This window comes from Methylomonas sp. AM2-LC, assembly GCF_039904985.1.
Lineage (GTDB): Bacteria > Pseudomonadota > Gammaproteobacteria > Methylococcales > Methylomonadaceae > Methylomonas.
The window spans coordinates 748,312-764,421 of record NZ_CP157005.1 but is presented as its reverse complement, the minus strand read 5'-3'; the positions used below and the strand labels follow the sequence as shown (position 1 = coordinate 764,421).

General features: G+C 40.9%; 17 protein-coding genes. 1 reads left to right on the top strand and 16 read right to left on the bottom strand.

Annotated elements, in window-relative coordinates:
• Nucleotides 1-175: 175 nt before the first annotated feature.
• Nucleotides 176-850: a DNA repair protein RadC gene (radC, locus tag ABH008_RS03555; protein ID WP_347988496.1), complete on the bottom strand. Its 675-nt coding sequence runs from the start codon at nucleotides 848-850 to the stop codon at nucleotides 176-178.
• 75 nt (nucleotides 851-925) lie between these two features.
• Here radC and coaBC point away from each other — a divergent pair, with 75 nt between their 5' ends.
• Nucleotides 926-2,131 carry a bifunctional phosphopantothenoylcysteine decarboxylase/phosphopantothenate--cysteine ligase CoaBC gene (gene coaBC, locus ABH008_RS03550; protein ID WP_347989945.1) on the top strand — a complete coding sequence of 402 codons (1,206 nt, stop codon included), beginning with the start codon at nucleotides 926-928 and terminating at the stop codon, nucleotides 2,129-2,131.
• Nucleotides 2,132-2,186: 55 nt separating this feature from the next.
• On the opposite strand, the gene ABH008_RS03545 is transcribed toward coaBC, so the two are convergent.
• From ABH008_RS03545 to flhA, 15 genes are all read right to left on the bottom strand, one after another.
• On the bottom strand, nucleotides 2,187-2,636 hold the full coding sequence (locus tag ABH008_RS03545) for a DUF2802 domain-containing protein (protein WP_347988495.1): 450 nt from the start codon (nucleotides 2,634-2,636) through the stop codon (nucleotides 2,187-2,189).
• Nucleotides 2,636-2,809, bottom strand: a complete 174-nt coding sequence (locus ABH008_RS03540; RefSeq protein WP_347988494.1) for a hypothetical protein — start codon at nucleotides 2,807-2,809, stop codon at nucleotides 2,636-2,638. Before ABH008_RS03540 ends, ABH008_RS03545 begins: the two co-directional genes overlap by 1 nt.
• A gap of 8 nt (nucleotides 2,810-2,817) precedes the next feature.
• Entirely contained in the window at nucleotides 2,818-3,291 is a 474-nt protein-coding gene (locus tag ABH008_RS03535) for a chemotaxis protein CheW (RefSeq protein WP_347988493.1), read from the bottom strand.
• A gap of 39 nt (nucleotides 3,292-3,330) precedes the next feature.
• Entirely contained in the window at nucleotides 3,331-4,032 is a 702-nt protein-coding gene (locus ABH008_RS03530; RefSeq protein ID WP_347988492.1) for a chemotaxis protein CheW, read from the bottom strand.
• Between the two features lie 23 nt (nucleotides 4,033-4,055).
• Entirely contained in the window at nucleotides 4,056-4,832 is a 777-nt protein-coding gene (locus tag ABH008_RS03525) for a ParA family protein (protein ID WP_347988491.1), read from the bottom strand.
• The gene (locus ABH008_RS03520) at nucleotides 4,829-5,698 is read right to left on the bottom strand and encodes a flagellar motor protein MotB (protein WP_347988490.1); all 870 of its coding nucleotides are present in this window, start codon (nucleotides 5,696-5,698) and stop codon (nucleotides 4,829-4,831) included. Before ABH008_RS03520 ends, ABH008_RS03525 begins: the two co-directional genes overlap by 4 nt.
• A 3-nt stretch (nucleotides 5,699-5,701) precedes the next feature.
• Nucleotides 5,702-6,454, bottom strand: a complete 753-nt coding sequence (locus tag ABH008_RS03515; RefSeq protein ID WP_347988489.1) for a flagellar motor protein — start codon at nucleotides 6,452-6,454, stop codon at nucleotides 5,702-5,704.
• Nucleotides 6,454-7,530 carry a chemotaxis response regulator protein-glutamate methylesterase gene (locus tag ABH008_RS03510; RefSeq protein WP_347988488.1) on the bottom strand — a complete coding sequence of 359 codons (1,077 nt, stop codon included), beginning with the start codon at nucleotides 7,528-7,530 and terminating at the stop codon, nucleotides 6,454-6,456. The genes ABH008_RS03515 and ABH008_RS03510 overlap by 1 nt, the downstream gene beginning before the upstream one ends.
• A 13-nt stretch (nucleotides 7,531-7,543) precedes the next feature.
• On the bottom strand, nucleotides 7,544-9,742 hold the full coding sequence (locus ABH008_RS03505; RefSeq protein ID WP_347988487.1) for a chemotaxis protein CheA: 2,199 nt from the start codon (nucleotides 9,740-9,742) through the stop codon (nucleotides 7,544-7,546).
• Between the two features lie 10 nt (nucleotides 9,743-9,752).
• Nucleotides 9,753-10,475 (bottom strand): protein phosphatase CheZ, encoded by a 723-nt coding sequence (locus ABH008_RS03500; protein WP_347988486.1) that lies wholly within the window; start codon nucleotides 10,473-10,475, stop codon nucleotides 9,753-9,755.
• Between the two features lie 2 nt (nucleotides 10,476-10,477).
• Complete coding sequence (cheY, locus tag ABH008_RS03495) at nucleotides 10,478-10,879, bottom strand: chemotaxis response regulator CheY (protein WP_347988485.1); 402 nt, start codon at nucleotides 10,877-10,879, stop codon at nucleotides 10,478-10,480.
• Nucleotides 10,880-10,963: 84 nt separating this feature from the next.
• On the bottom strand, nucleotides 10,964-11,713 hold the full coding sequence (locus ABH008_RS03490; protein WP_347988484.1) for an RNA polymerase sigma factor FliA: 750 nt from the start codon (nucleotides 11,711-11,713) through the stop codon (nucleotides 10,964-10,966).
• Nucleotides 11,710-12,543 (bottom strand): MinD/ParA family protein, encoded by an 834-nt coding sequence (locus ABH008_RS03485; RefSeq protein ID WP_347989944.1) that lies wholly within the window; start codon nucleotides 12,541-12,543, stop codon nucleotides 11,710-11,712. Before ABH008_RS03485 ends, ABH008_RS03490 begins: the two co-directional genes overlap by 4 nt.
• Before the next feature lie 31 nt (nucleotides 12,544-12,574).
• Nucleotides 12,575-13,975 carry a flagellar biosynthesis protein FlhF gene (gene flhF, locus ABH008_RS03480; protein WP_347988483.1) on the bottom strand — a complete coding sequence of 467 codons (1,401 nt, stop codon included), beginning with the start codon at nucleotides 13,973-13,975 and terminating at the stop codon, nucleotides 12,575-12,577.
• 16 nt (nucleotides 13,976-13,991) lie between these two features.
• A complete protein-coding gene (gene flhA, locus ABH008_RS03475; RefSeq protein WP_347988482.1) occupies nucleotides 13,992-16,097 on the bottom strand; it encodes a flagellar biosynthesis protein FlhA in 2,106 nt (701 codons plus the stop codon).
• Nucleotides 16,098-16,110 lie beyond the last annotated feature (13 nt).

The window sequence follows — 16,110 nt, the reverse complement described above, 5'->3', positions numbered from 1 at the left end:
ACTTTAAGCTTAATGTATATTATTAACAACTACTCAACCCGTTTTCACCCCTCTCCTAACTCACTGACAATCGCAATCTTTGTTGCCGATGTTGCTGAGTAACTGAGTGAGTAATGACTATTTTTATCAGTTGAAAACTCAATCTATTTTGTAAATCTAAGCGTTGTTGCACGGATTAAATTAAGCCATGCTCAGCAAATGAATATGGATTTCCATCACCCACGATAAAATGATCCAAAACGCGTATATCAAACAAACCCAAAGCCTGTTTAAGTTTTTCGGTAATATTTTTATCGGCCTGACTAGGTTCGTTAATGCCAGAGGGGTGATTATGTGCAAAAATAACAGCAGCGGCATGGTGAAACAATGCTCGTTTTGCTACTTCTCTTGGATAAACACTGGCACCATCAATAGTACCGCGAAACAACTCCTCCCACACAATAACACGATGTTGATTATCCAGAAATAAACAACAAAACACCTCGTAACTAAGGCCGCGTAACTGTGCACTTAAATAGGCTCTGGTAATTTCTGGACTGGTTAAGGCATTACCTCGTTGCAGAACCTCTTCAAAATGACGACGCGCCATTTCCAAAACCGCTTGCAACTGTACGTATTTAGCCGGACCCAAGCCATGACTTGCACAAAATCGATCTTGCTCCGCATTTAGCAAGGCTTGTAAGGAACCAAATTCTGTCAGCAAATCACGAGCCATATCAACTGCCGATTTTCCAGGTGTACCCACCCTTAGAAAAATAGCCAGTAATTCGGCATCGGTTAATGATTTTACGCCACGCTGCAATAATTTTTCGCGCGGACGTTCTTCAGCAGGCCAATCCTTGATGCTCATGGATACTCCAGATCAATATATAATATAAAAAATAGAACAAATGCGGCGAGTTTGCCATAATTTATTCCAAATTACATTAGAGGCAAGACTATTAATAAAAAAATTCTTTTAGGCGTATGTGGGGGCATTGCCGCCTACAAGGCTGCTGAACTGGTGCGACTGTTGCGTAAACATGGCGCTGAAGTGCGTGTTGTAATGACCGAATCTGCCCAACACTTTGTTACGCCGCTTACATTTCAGGCGCTGAGTGGTCAACAGGTATACACGACATTAATAGAAAATGACCAAGAACAAAGCATGAGTCACATTCATCTGGCGCGCTGGGCAGATCAACTCATCATTGCACCAGCTACTGCCAACATGATCGCAAAAATGGCACAAGGTTTGGCAGATGATTTACTATCGACTCTTTATTTGGTGGCTGAATGCCCTACTTTCATTGCACCAGCCATGAATCAGGCCATGTGGCGAAAACCTGTTGTACAAGAAAATATTGCCCGTTTAAAACTGCATGGCGTTGAAATAATTGGCCCGGAAGCAGGCCAGCAGGCTTGTGGAGAGGTTGGTTTGGGACGCTTAAGTGAACCGGATCAGATATGCCGACGACTATTGGGCAATGACGCACCGAAAAAACTACAAAATGTACAGCTATTGATTACAGCTGGACCAACTCGCGAACCCATTGATCCGGTCCGCTTCATCACAAATCGTAGTTCTGGAAAAATGGGTTATGCATTAGCTAGCGCAGCAGCCAAAGCTGGCGCTCATGTTACGTTGGTTAGCGGCCCAGTTAATTTAACAGCACCCGTAGGCGTTAGTTTAGTCTCGGTGGAAACAGCTCAACAAATGTACGAAGCAGTGATGACTTATGTTGATAAAGCAGATATTTATATTGGTGCTGCGGCTGTAGCAGATTATCGTCCCGTTACAGTCAACACTCACAAGCTGAAAAAAAACGACGATAATCTGACCATACCGTTACAAAAAAATATTGATATTATTACAGAAATATCAATACGCCCAGACAAACCATTTGTGGTTGGTTTTGCTGCAGAAACAGATAATCTGGAGAGCTATGCGCGCCAGAAGCTAATCCAAAAAAACTTGGATATGATTGCGGCAAATTGGGTGGGTAAACCAGAGGGCGGTTTTGATTGCGAAAAAAATGCCCTTCAGGTTTATTGGCTGGAGGGACAACAACATTTTAAGATGACAGACAAATCAGAACTGGCAGAGCAATTTCTTGATTTAATCGCACTCAGATTTCGTGCAGAGCGTTAAAACAGGTCAATAAGAATATAAACCAAAAACTCAATTAGAACCCTTAATGACAGCTCTAGGTTTTTCGACCATGTAATCGACTTAATAAAACCGCTTCATCTCGCGTTAGACCCCATACATTGACCAGTTCATCAATACCGACACCACTTTGAATTTTCGCAATCACATTTTCATAGCCTTGCGCAGTTTTATTGCTTTCGATAGGTGTTTCAGAAAAGATCGGTGCGCTGTTGGCGGAAGGAGAATTAACTATTAGCTGTTGAGAATGCAAATCATTAAGTGCGGTTGATAGGTTGTTCAAGTGCGTATCATTCTTAAACAAATGCTGATCAATAGCCAGTGCAGCTGAAGTTAAGCCTGCTACGTCTTCACTATAGCGGCGTAATTGGTCTGTTAACAACTTAATATCCGATTTTAGATTTTTGTAACGTCGCAACAATCGCACTAATATTGCAATAATAACCAGCAAAATACAGACTATAACCAGCAACAAATTCTCGTTCATTACACTATTTCATCAATATGCTGGCTGGATTGCTCGTCGGATTTTGATAATTCTTTTTTGACAAGTGATGACTTAGGCGGTTTCTGTAGCTTAGATTTCCGGGCTTTTACAGAAAACAAATAAGTAACTGCTTTAACAATTTGCGTTGGCAATAATGGCGTTATATCAACCATGTCAATACCTAAAACATATCCAGTTCAACTTTCTCATCATCACTTAAGAACTTGTTCAAATCAACCAGTATCAATAACTGGTTATCACGACTAGTGACACCTTGAATATATTTCGAGTTTTCCTCATTGCCTACATTAGGCGCGGTTTCAATTTCGGAAGCTCTCATTTCCACCACTTCAGCAACGCTATCGACCAAAATGCCAATAATATGCTTTTCAGTCTCAATAATCACTACTCGAGATGAGTCATCGGTTTCTTTGGAAGGTAAACCAAAACGGCTCCGCGTATCGATAACAGTGACAACATTTCCGCGTAAGTTGATAATACCCAATACATAAGAAGGAGCACCGGGTACCGGAGCAATTTCGGTAATACGCAATACCTCCTGCACCTGCATGACATTGATACCATACTTTTCATCACCTAGACAAAAAGTAACCCATTGAATAACGGGATCGCTTTGTTTTTTATCTTCGCTCATTTCATTTATCCAGATACTATTGATTTATTAAGTTTATAACTAGACTGCCTTTCTATGTGGTACTAGTTGCTGTAGATCGACAATTGCCGTCAATTCTTCAATCACGGTACCAATCAACCAAGTTTTAGTTTGTCGATTAGTACGCCATCTCACTTTTTCCGGCTTTAGTTTTCCTATCGACAAAATTTCATCACAAGCTAAACCCCATTTTTTATCTTGTGTAATCAAAATTCTTTGAAACGGATTTTTCTCCAGATTTCGTTGACTTCCCCGACTTTTACCAAAAACTAATTGCCCTGTATCCAGAACACCTATACGATTATCGTTCACGTCCAGCAGACCTATAAACCATGAGGGTTGACCTGGAATTTTAGTGGGCTTTTGCTCAAACTTGATAGTACGTGATAATTCAATCAGTGGCGTTGCCAAAATCAATTTATCTACTTTAAAAAATAAAGCTTGAAACTCCTGTTGCGCCCATTCCGGCATTATCGATAAAGCATTAATTTTAGCTGGATTTTCCGCTTCAACAAGTTTAGTTTGCGAAGCTAAAATCAGGGCGGTTGTTTTAGCGTTGCTATGCAGTTCAATTTCAGGTTTAGCAACAATCTCAATAACGCGATTTTCACTAATAACAACAGCTTCATCTGCCGCAGGAATTTCGTCTAATAAAGTTCTTAAATAATCATCAAGTGCTAAACCTTGTTGGATAATCTGCTGTTGTGGTTTTACCGGATTCATGTGCTGATTGCCATTTTATTGTCTCAGCCTTTATCTAGCAATAATAGTTCCAACAATTCTGAATAGGCCTCCACAGCTTTTGAGCTTTTATCAAATAGCGGTAGCGGCACACCAATAGCACTAGCATCTCTGACCCTTGTATCTACTGGAATTACAGACTTCCAAGCATTATTAGGGTATTGTTGATATAAAGCCAGCAAACTCTCTCTTGCAGCTTTAGTGCGTTTATCGAACATGGTAGTAACAATAGTAAATTTGGGTGGATTTTTTCGAGAATTAAAAACCATACTCAAAGTATGTACCATTCTTTCCAAACCTTTTAATGACAAAAACTCAGCCAATACTGGCACGATTAGTTGTTCGCAGGCTGCTAAGGCATTAATCATTAGCACCCCAAGCATTGGCGGACTATCAATTATCACATAATCATATTCATTGGCCATTTTATGCAAAGCGGTAGATATGACCAACCCCATACCGCCCATCGTCGCCACCTGTCTATCCAGAGTAGCAATTGCAGTGCTGGCAGGGAGAATGCTGATGCCATCAAATTGGGTTTTAGTAATATAAACGCTGGGATGAATATCTTTTTTCTTCTCGCTTGCATCCCGAAATAAATTGTAAACCCCATTATCAACTTCATCAGGATTAATTTTAAAATAACTGGTTAAGGAGCCATGAGGATCAAGATCAACGAGCAATGTTCTGAAACCCCAAGCGGATAGTAGCCCCGCCAGTGAGACTACGGTAGTCGTTTTTCCTACACCACCTTTTTGATTAGAAACAGTCCAGACTTTCATGGTTTCACCATAGGTGCAATACCTGTTTTATCAGTTGTATCCTTTTCTAAGGTGGGTGTGAAATTGAGAGCTTTTGCACGTTGGGCATCGGTCATTCCATACCGAGAAAATGCTTGTGACATCAGCACCAAAACGACACGCCTATTTTTGAAACGGTTTTCTTCATTTAAATTTTCTGCAATCGGATGAAACTCTCCATAACCGGTGGCAGAAAGCCGAGTAGCGGGAATATTATCTTTAACTAACTCTTTAACAACACTGGTCGCCCTTGCGGAGGATAAATCCCAATTTGAAGAATAAAATCCATTAGAAATAGGCACGTCATCGGTATAACCTTCAATATTGATGACATTAGGTATTTCCCGCACCAAATCAGCTACTTTTGCCAACACCACTTGCGCTTTTGGGGAAATATCCGCTTTGCCACTGGCAAATAACAATTCGCTATTCATTTCCAGTTCAATCCAAAAATCATGTTTTTTGATGCTGACCAAACTACTATCAACATACGCTTGCAATTCTGACTTGAATTTTTCAGACACATTGTCTAAGCGTTGCTTTTCTTGAAGAATTTCCTGACTTAACTCGCGTTCATCAGTGGTCATCAAATTTGGCAATTCAATGGGCTGAATGGTGGTTGGATCATTTTTATTAAGTACCGGCTCTATTTCTCTTCCTGATTTTTCAACTTTTAGAGCTTGATCCAAAGATTCGGAAAAAGTAACAAATTTACCTTTATTTACAGAGGAAATAGAATACATAACCACAAAAAAGGCGAACAGCAAGGTTACAAAATCGGCATAAGACACCATCCATCGATCATGGTTTTCAGCTTCCTGATGACTATTTCTTTTGCGTTTAATCATAATTCAGTCATTATTTTCCAGCAAAAAACCAGATAGTTTTAATTCGATATTACGAGGGTTTTCGCCTTCCGCAATGGAGGAGATGCCTTCTATAACCATTTCCCTGGCTTGAGAAGCCAGAAAAATATGAGATTTCAACTTATTGGCGATAGGAATAAACAACAAATTCGCTAGCCCTACACCATAAATTGTAGCCACAAAAGCGGTGGCGATCCCGCTCCCAAGTAATTCTGGATTAGCCAGATGTTGCATTACATGGATTAAACCGATTACCGCACCTATAATACCTATGGTAGGTGAATATCCACCCATCGACTCAAATACTCTCGCTGCTTGCATATCCAAATGCTCTTTAGTGCTTAACTCAACTTCAAGACATTCACGAATAACTTCCGGCTCACTACCATCCACTAACAACTGCAAACCTTTACGAGAAAAATTGTCTTTTTCCATGTCTATAACACTTTCCAATCCCAGCAATCCTTCTTTTCTGGCCAATGTGCTCCAACGTACTATTTTTTCGATTTGCTTTTTAAGTTGAAAATTTTGTGGCTTAAAAATCCAGATTAAAATTCGTAAACTACGGAAAAATACCCTAGGTGGAAACTGTAATAGGGTTGCACCCAAAGTACCACCAACGACAATAACCATAGCGTGCATATTAATTAATGCAGTAATTTCTCCACCACCCAGTAAATTTCCACCAATAATGGCTGAAAATCCAAGAAGCACACCGATAATACTTAAAAAATCCATTAATTTAATGTTTTGAATGCGTTTGCGATCTCATCCAGGCTATAAATTTTATCAGCAATATTTGCTTCTACAATAGCTCTCGGCATCCCATAGATGGTGCTGCTGGCTTCGTCTTGAGCCCAGATTTCAGCGCCTTTTTGTTTTAATTTAATAGCTCCTTCTTTCCCATCTGCTCCCATGCCGGTTAAAATAACTGCTAGAATATGACCTTTAAATTGCTCAGCAAGTGAATAAAAGGTAGTGTCAATACAAGGGCTATAAATTTCCCCCGTCTGTTTAGGTCTTAGCATCACTTGATGTTGTCCAGAAATATACTTGATTTGCATCTGCATTCCTCCTGGCCCCAACAGCGCTCTTCCCGCTTGTAAAACATCGCCATTTTCAGCTTCTTTTACCTGGATTTGGCAAAGCTGATTTAATCTATCAGCAAAGCTTTTAGTAAAATTTTGTGGCATATGTTGCATTATTAATACGGGAACACTACATTGGCGAGGAATTTGACTAAGCACTTGTTGTATTGCTACAGGTCCACCTGTAGATGCTGCAATTGCCAATAAATTTACTCGTCCAAAATGCCTAACCGATTTTTTTTGAACTGTTTGACTATCAATGTTGAAAGCAAGTTTTTCTGCAAAACTCGATTGCATTCTGGAGTCAGAATGGGCCGATAATTTTCCTACTTGTGAGGCAACTAGCCTGACTCTTTGCCGGAATAAGTTTTTAGCTATCTCCCGATTAGAGTCTATTTCATCCCATTGTTTTGGCAAAAAATCAATTGCACCGGCTTGCAAAGCATCCAACGTGGCTTTAGCTCCTACCTGAGTCATTGCTGAAAACATCAAAATCGGGCAGGGATGATTGCTCATAATTTTTTTTACCGCGGTGATACCATCCATAACAGGCATGTTGACATCCATGGTTACCACATCCGGTCGTAAAATTAACGATAACTCTACGGCTTCCTGGCCATTAACAGCAACCCCAATCACGCAAAAATCGGGATCTTCTTCTAATGCTTCGCGGATTCGATTACAGATAAATTGCGAATCATCAACAATCAGAACCCGAATGGTCACATATCACCAATTATCAATTTGCGTAACGTTTTATTAGCCCAGGTACGTCCAAGATCAATGCAATTTTACCATCACCAGTAATTGTAGCTCCTGACAAACCCTCCAATCCCTGTAGTTTTGCCCCTAGTGGCTTAATAACAACTTCCTCCTGCCCAATCAATTGATCAACCACAAAACCGATCTGTCTACCACCCGCATTGACAATAACTACATGGCCTTCGGTAATTTTTTCAGATTCGCAATAGGAATTTCTAACCAACCATTCACTCAAATAAAATAAAGGCAAGGCTTTGTTTCTGACCATAGCAACCAATTGCCCATCGACTTTATTTGTTTTACTCAAGTCCAGATCGAGAATTTCCAGAACACTTGCCAACGGTAAAGCAAACGCTTGTCCACACAGTTTCACCATCAATGTCGGCATAATAGCCAAAGTTAAAGGCACTTTAATGATGATAGTACTTCCCTTGCCTTCTACAGAGTCGACTTCTACCACTCCATTCATTTGTGAGATGCGTGTTTTGACAACATCCATACCCACGCCGCGTCCAGAAACATCAGAAATTTCAGTTTTTGTTGAGAAACCGGGTAAAAAAATGAGATTAAAACATTCTTTATCATCTAAACGCGCGGCGGTTTCTTCATCCATCAGGCCTTTCTCGACCACTTTAGCTCTGAGCGCTTCTGGATTCATCCCCTTACCATCATCTTTAATCGATAGTTGTATGTGATCACCTTCTTGAGATGCTTTCAGAATGACTACTCCCTCTCGAGGTTTTCCTTTGGCCTCACGTTCATCAGGCGATTCAATACCATGATCAACAGCGTTTCTAACCAAATGAACCAGTGGGTCAGCCAATGCTTCAACTAAGTTTTTATCGAGATCGGTTTCTTCACCCACCAAATCCAGGCGGATATCCTTTTTAAGACTTCTAGCCAAATCACGCACAACTCGCGGAAAACGGCCAAAAACCTTTTTAATCGGTTGCATCCGAGTTTTCATTACCGCAAGTTGTAAATCAGCGGTAACGACATCAAGATTGGAAATAGCTTTCGAAAGCTGTTCACTCGCTTCAGTGGACGCTTTTAAGGTTTGAAACCGATTACGTACCAATACCAATTCGCCCACCATATTCATGATGTCATCTAAAACCTGAGTATCCACCCTGACGGTTGTGTCCGCCTGAGCTGTTTGGGCTGCGCCACTTTTTCCTACTTTATCAGTGATGACATCAGTGGATTGCATCTTCTCAGAGGCAATGACTGTTGCAGATATTTTTTCCGAGACAGGACCAGATTCTGAAGGTTTTTCACTTAAAACTGGCTTGGCTGGCGTAACGATAGAAAGTTCGGAGTGCTCTATGGGAGTAGAGTCAACAGATGTTATTATATCTGACGTAGTCTCTAGATTACTGGCATTAAATTTACCCTTACCATGTAACGCGTCAAGTAATTCATCGAATTCAGTTTCAGTAATATCACCACTATCCGCCTTTGATTCAATACTAACATTTTGTACCGAAAACTTACCTTTTCCATGTAATCCATCTAGAACTTTTTCAAATTCTTCTTCGCTTATTTCATCATCTTTTAGGTTTGCAACTGGCGAGCTTGACTGAGTAGACGTAGGTAAACTAGCTTTCCCATGTAACACATCCAGCAACTCTTCAAATTCTTGCTCAGTAATGTCGTCGTTATCGCTTTTAGACGTTGTAGTTTGTGACGCTAGCTCTCGATCATCAAGCATACTATCAAAACCCAAATCCAAGGTAGCTGGTTCGATAGTATTCTGAATCGCAACGGGTGCTTCATCGGTAGGACTTGCTGCACAGGCAAAAGACTTGAGTCTAGCCATAAGCTGCGGATCTACAGACTGTGGTAAATTGCCCCGTTTTATTTCAAAGAACATTTCGTTAACACAGTCAAGCACTCTTAAGATAACATCCATCAATTCGGATGATACCAAGCGTTCGCCTTGCCTTAATACATTAAATACATCTTCAGCGTTATGACAAATTTCGACCAGTGCATCAATGGCCAGAAATCCAGCACCACCTTTTACAGTGTGAAAGCCCCTAAAAATTGCATTGAGTAATTCTGGATCTCGAGGAGTTTGTTCAAGTTGTACGAGTTGTTCACCCAACAAATCTAGAATTTCTCCAGCTTCAATCAGAAAATCCTGTAAAATTTCATCATCCAGATCAATCGCCATAATTTTTGCCTCAGAAACCTAAACTTGACAACAAATCATCCACATCATCTTGATTTGTAGCAACATCGTGAGCCTTGTCGTCTACACCTGGCACGACAGGCCCCGGCAACTCGTTATGTTCAAGTGCAAGCGGGGGTTGTAAACCTTTACGACCAGAAATACTGATCATTTTTACTAAATTTGATTCAACATTCCTCACCAACTCAATCACACGGCGGATAATCTGCCCAGTAATATCCTGAAACCCCTGAGCAAGTAAAATACTATTTAATCCTTGATGAATTTGCTCCAGCGTGGCGATGGAATGGTCAAAATGAGCGGTAATTTCTTGACTCATCGCTTTAAACTCCTCCAGAGGCATTTCCTTATCCAGAAAACGGCTCCATTTTGCAGACAAACTATTAGCCTGACTGCTGAGTTGCTCGGATACTGGCAGCAAATCTTCAACTGCTGTCAATGTCTGGTTGGCAGCCTGTTCAGTCATAGATATGACATATTGCAAACGTTCTTTGGCATCGGGAATTTCATATTCGGCCAAAGCTGTAATAGTCGTATCCAAAGAAAAACTTAGCATTGTGTCGTGTAATTGCCGAGTTAGGCGACCAATTTCCTGAAATAACTGAGTTTCCCTTAAACCCGCTATTTTATCTAGAATTTCATCAGCATTTGCCTCTTCGCCATTTTCGAGCGCAGCTACCAGATCTTTAGACAAGGACAGAAGATCGATTTGCATGCTTAACTACCTTTGTCCTGATGATCAATACGTTCAAAGATTTTTTCGATTTTCTCTTTTAACGTTGCGGCAGTAAACGGTTTAATCACATATCCATTTACACCTGCTTGGGCAGCCATGATGATTTGCTCGCGTTTAGCCTCCGCAGTTACCATCAACACAGGCAAATTAGCCAAGTGCGGATTAGCTCTAACTGCTTTTAATAAATCGAGCCCTGTCATCCCCGGCATATTCCAATCTGTAACCAGAAAATCAATACCTCCTTTTTCCAGTATGGGTAGCGCACTCTTGCCGTCATCCGCTTCCATAGTGTTGGTAAATCCGAGATCTTTTAACAGGTTTTTTACAATTCTCCGCATTGTTGAAAAATCATCAACAATCAGAATTTTCATATTTTTATCCAAGGATAATCTCCAAACAAACTACTTTATCATTAAGGGGGTTGGTATAAGCAGACCATAGTCGAATACATCAAGTATAGTCATTAATTAATTCATTGCCCCATTATCTTTTCCTTCGAGCCAATCTGCAAGTTTGGCTCTTAACCGTAATAATGCCTGACTACATATCTGACTAACCCGTGACTCGCTGACATCAAGGACTTTACCTATCTCCCGAAGATTCAATTCTTCATCATAGTAAAGTGAAATAACTAAACGTTCTCTTTCTGGTAAATCGTTAATAGCGACTGTTAACGCTTTTTGAAAACTTTGCCGAACCAAGATATCTTCGGGTTGTTGTGTATTTGCATGTATCGCCTCAATCACACCGGCTTCGCCTTGCACCAACTCTTCTACACTAAAGGTTTTACAGGCTAAACTATCTTGCAAAATAGCGTTATATTCATCCATTGAAATACCCATATGTGTAGCCACTTCACTGTCTTTTGCGTCTCGACCAAAAGTATTTTCAATTTCTCTGATTGCTTCCGCAACCATACGTCCTTTCTTATGTACCGATCTAGGGGTCCAATCAGATCGACGCAATTCATCAAGCATAGCCCCACGAATACGTATACCAGCATATGTTTCAAAACTGGCCCCTTGGCTTGCATCGTAATGTTTGATGGCCTCAAGTAAACCCAACATACCCGATTGCACTAAATCGTCTAATTGCACGGTATCGGGCAAGCGCCCCATTAGATGATAAGCAATGCGCTTGACCAACGGCAAATGCTGATTGACCAAAACATCGGTGGTATTAGCCTGTACCGCCGCATACATTGCCACACCATTCATGCAGCATCCTCTTTAGCGCTGTAACGAATCATACGTTCTACAAAGAACTCCAAATATCCGCCAGCTTGTAATTTGATTGGCCACTGATCAATCTTTCGCGCTAAGTTTTTTATGGCTATAGCCGCTTTACTTTGTGGAAACGCTTCAACAACTGGGGTCTGTTTTTGCACGGATTTTTTTAAAAATTCATCCTGCGGCACGGCACCTAAATATTGCAGAGAAATATCCAAATAACGATCAGTTACTTTGCATAACTTATTAAATAAAGCCTGACCATGTTCGCTAGACTGCACCATATTGGTAATAATATGGAAGTTATTGAGACTGTAATCTCTATTCAATAACTTAATATAAGCATACGCGTCTGCCAAAGAAGTGGGTTCGTCGCAAACAACAACAATTATATCCTGACAAGCACGAGCAAAATTCACCACACTGGCTGAAATACCGGCGGCAGTGTCGACTATCAACATATCCAGATCATTTTCAATTTCACTAAACGCACGTATTATTCCAGCTTGTTCGGCAACATTTAGATCTGTCATACGCTGTATACCTGAAGAGGCTGGTATGATTTTCAAACCCGAAGGCCCAGTTACCATGATTTCTTTTAGAGTTTTCTCACCGCTTAAAACATGTGACAAATTAAATTTAGGGAATATGCCCAGTAAAATATCGACATTCGCCAAGCCCATATCGGCATCAAGTATGGCCACTCGCCGCCCAGCTTTTGCCGAGGCCACGCCTATATTCACAGATAAATTGGTTTTTCCGACTCCACCTTTACCACTGGTGACCGCAACCACCCTAACCGGTTTCATTTGTCTCATTCTTCTAATTCCAGCCGCCTGATCTACTGGCTTATGCATAACTTTCTGCCAGCCAATCGTCTTGGTTTAATTTATCATTGTAATCGTATTCAGTATTACAACTCATTACACATCTCTGTATTAGCGCTTCTGCTTCAGGTTCATAAATATCTTCTGGCACTTGTTGGCCATCCGTAATAAAAGACAAAGGTAATCGTCGTTCAATAATAGCGGATAAAGCAGACGCCTTACTAACTCCTTCATCAAGTTTAGTAAGTATAGCTGCATGTGGCTCTAATATCTGAAATGCATCTATTACCTCCATCACAGTTTTGTATTGACTGGTGGCAGAAATGACCAAAAAAGTCTGAATAGGTAGGTCTTCATGTCTTAACGTATTTATTTGTTCCGCCAAACGCAGATCACGCTGACTCATACCAACTGTGTCAATTAATATAAGTTTTTTGTCGGAAAAGTGATGAATGTGTTGCGCTAGTTCAGCACCATTATTGGCAATTTTGACGGATACACCTAGAATTCGTCCATAAATACTCAATTGTTCATGCGCACCTATTCGATAATTATCTGTAGTGATAAGTGCAACATCTCGATTACCGTGCTTTAGAATGTACTGCGCAGCCAATTTGGCAATAGTCGTGGTTTTGCCTACACCTGTAGGCCCAACTAAGGCAGCAATACCACCATTCTGAAGCAATCTATCCTCCACTATGGGTAAACTTTTGCATAACATCTCCTGCGCTTTAATAAAAGCATGCTCTAATTGAGTATGACTACCTAAACGATTAGCAATTTTTGTTGATAATTTTTTAGAAAATCCGTTTTCTAGTAAACGTTCCAGTAATGCAGCACGTACTGGTAATTCATGATTTCGCTTAGCTTCGCTCATACCAGCTAACTTATTATCAAGCATACTTCGCAAATCTTTAATTTCATTGCGTATTTCAACTATAAACTTATCAGGAACTTGATCTTGTGAGTTCAATTTTGCATTTTCGGCAACTAATTTAAGCTTTTGCTCTGCATTTGCCCATGCAGGTTTAGTCTGGGCCTGTTTATTCTCTTTAGCCTGAACGGGTGCTGCAGTCATAATTTGTACTTTTTCAGCATAGCCGATATATTGATCAATGTTTTTGCGCAACGGATTTTCAACCGCATTACCTGGTTTTCGGGCACTACTCAGTAAATGCGAAGTATGTTTGTCAGCATGAAGATCTGGAAACTCCAGAGGTTTAGGGGCAATCTTATGCAGCTCCTGTTCTTGCTGTTGTAAATGTTTTTCTACAGCATGCTCATCAAAATCTCGGGCAGCAACGATTTCTACGCCGCCATCTACAGACCGATTAGACATAATAACTGCATCAGCACCAAGCTCTTCTTTAACCATGCGCATTGCGTGCCTAATATCAGCTGCAAAAAATCGTTTAATTTTCATGATGCATCCTCTTTCATTATGTTCGCTGACCCACTGTTGAAATTACCTTTATTCGCCGATCCTGCGGTATTTCGCTATAGGCCAGCACTTGTAAACCTGGAATTGAAAAACGGACAAATCGTGCCAACCAAGGTCGGATAAAAGCAGAAACCAGCAATATAGCAGCCTGACCTTCAATTTCCATTTTTTGCGCACTCTCTTCTAAAGATTTATGCATTTGTTCTGCCAACCCAGGTTCTAAACCAGCACCACCATCGCTTGCCGTCTGCAATGACTTATGCAATATCTGTTCCAACCCCGAATCCAAGGTAATAACGGGGATTTCTACCTGAGCACCACAGATATCATGAACAATAGAGCGGCCTAGCGCCACCCGCACTGTCGAAGTCAAGATGTCTGGATCTTGACTCTTACTACCATACTCCGCCAAAGTTTCGGCGATAGTACGCATATCTCGAATAGAGATCCGCTCCCATAACAAATTTTGCAATACTTTCACAACAACACCCAATGGCAATGTTTTTGGCACCAGATCCTCAACCAGCTTCGGAACCAGTTTGCTTAAATTATCCAAAAGTTGCTGCGCCTCCTCATAACCGAATAGTTCGTGCGCATTAGTTTGCAAAATATGGCTTAGATGTGTTGCGACCACCGTACTCGGATCAACAACTGTGTATCCTAAAGTTTGAGCATGATCGCGCTGACCAGCATCTATCCAAACTGCTTCAAGGCCAAAGGCGGGATCTTTACAAGCCACACCCGGCAAACTACCAAATACTCGCCCTGGATTAATGGCCATTTCCTTATCTGGCATTATGTCTGCTTCACCAACATTTACGCCCATCAGTGAAATACGATATTCAGTGGGAGATAAATCCAGATTATCGCGAATATGTACCGAAGGAATTAGAAAACCCAATTCCTGAGAAAGTTTTTTGCGAACACCTTTAATACGTGTCATTAATTGCCCGCCCTGATTTTTATCAACTAACGGAATCAGTCGATAACCTACTTCAAGACCAATAATATCGACAGGCATCACATCATCCCAGCCTAGCTCCTTAACTTCTGATTTAGCGAGTTGTTGCTGAGTATTGACAACATTCGCCAGTTCAAGAACATTTTCTTCTTCACGCTGGTGGCGGCGATTAACCAGATATGCAGCACCCACTAAGGACAAGGCCAACAAAATAAAGACCAAATTCGGCATTCCAGGAATAATTCCCAGCAAACCCATAACAGCAGCAGTCACTAATAAAGTTCTGGGATCTTCGAATAATTGCGAAGACACCTGCTTACCAATGTCTTGCTTACTTCCTCTTACTCTGGTAACGACCATGGCTGATGCCACCGACAATAACAAGGAAGGAATTTGCGCCACTAAACCATCACCGATAGCTAATAACACATAAACATTGCCAGCATTGGCAAAACTCATACCGTGTTGTCCAACACCAATGGCTAATCCACCTATCATATTCACAAATAAAATGATAATGCCAGCAACGGCGTCTCCACGCACAAATTTACTCGCACCATCCATTGAGCCGTAAAAATCGGCCTCAGCTGCAACATCTTCACGCCGGGAACGCGCCTCTTCCTGATTAATTAAGCCAGAGTTTAGATCTGCATCTATCGCCATTTGCTTACCTGGCATGGCATCAAGAGTGAAACGAGCGCTTACTTCGGCAACCCTACCCGCTCCCTTGGTCACTACTACAAAATTAATGACGACCAAAATGGCAAATACAACAATGCCCACCGCAAAATTCCCGCCAATAACAAACGAACCAAAGGCTTCTATCACTTTTCCTGCCGCATCCCCACCTTCATGTCCTTTTAACAAAACCACACGCGTAGATGCCACATTCAATGCCAGTCTTAATAACGTAGCTACCAGTATTACCGTAGGAAATGCAGCAAATTCCAACGGTTTAGTTGTATAGATAACGACTAGCAAAATAATCAGTGAAAAGGCTATATTGAAGGTAAAAAACAAATCAAGAACAAAAGGAGGTAAGGGCAATATTAATAAAGCCAATAACATTACAATCAGCAAAGGGGCTCCTAAGCCCATAGCCGATATAGTTTTAAGCGTATTAATGATTTTTTTGAAGTCCATCGTAAAAGTCTGC

Bases quoted from the DNA above. Each gene is read 5' to 3' on its own strand.
- ABH008_RS03540 (WP_347988494.1), bottom strand. From the start codon at position 2,809: ATGGTTGATATAACGCCATTATTGCCAACGCAAATTGTTAAAGCAGTT.
- ABH008_RS03515 (WP_347988489.1), bottom strand. From the start codon at position 6,454: ATGGATTTTTTAAGTATTATCGGTGTGCTTCTTGGATTTTCAGCCATT.
- flhA (WP_347988482.1), bottom strand. From the start codon at position 16,097: ATGGACTTCAAAAAAATCATTAATACGCTTAAAACTATATCGGCTATG.
- ABH008_RS03525 (WP_347988491.1), bottom strand. From the start codon at position 4,832: ATGAAAGTCTGGACTGTTTCTAATCAAAAAGGTGGTGTAGGAAAAACG.
- ABH008_RS03505 (WP_347988487.1), bottom strand. From the start codon at position 9,742: ATGGCGATTGATCTGGATGATGAAATTTTACAGGATTTTCTGATTGAA.
- flhF (WP_347988483.1), bottom strand. From the start codon at position 13,975: ATGAAAATTAAACGATTTTTTGCAGCTGATATTAGGCACGCAATGCGC.
- radC (WP_347988496.1), bottom strand. From the start codon at position 850: ATGAGCATCAAGGATTGGCCTGCTGAAGAACGTCCGCGCGAAAAATTA.
- ABH008_RS03520 (WP_347988490.1), bottom strand. From the start codon at position 5,698: ATGATTAAACGCAAAAGAAATAGTCATCAGGAAGCTGAAAACCATGAT.
- ABH008_RS03535 (WP_347988493.1), bottom strand. From the start codon at position 3,291: ATGAGCGAAGATAAAAAACAAAGCGATCCCGTTATTCAATGGGTTACT.
- ABH008_RS03490 (WP_347988484.1), bottom strand. From the start codon at position 11,713: ATGAATGGTGTGGCAATGTATGCGGCGGTACAGGCTAATACCACCGAT.
- ABH008_RS03530 (WP_347988492.1), bottom strand. From the start codon at position 4,032: ATGAATCCGGTAAAACCACAACAGCAGATTATCCAACAAGGTTTAGCA.
- ABH008_RS03485 (WP_347989944.1), bottom strand. From the start codon at position 12,543: ATGAGACAAATGAAACCGGTTAGGGTGGTTGCGGTCACCAGTGGTAAA.
- ABH008_RS03500 (WP_347988486.1), bottom strand. From the start codon at position 10,475: ATGCAAATCGATCTTCTGTCCTTGTCTAAAGATCTGGTAGCTGCGCTC.
- ABH008_RS03545 (WP_347988495.1), bottom strand. From the start codon at position 2,636: ATGAACGAGAATTTGTTGCTGGTTATAGTCTGTATTTTGCTGGTTATT.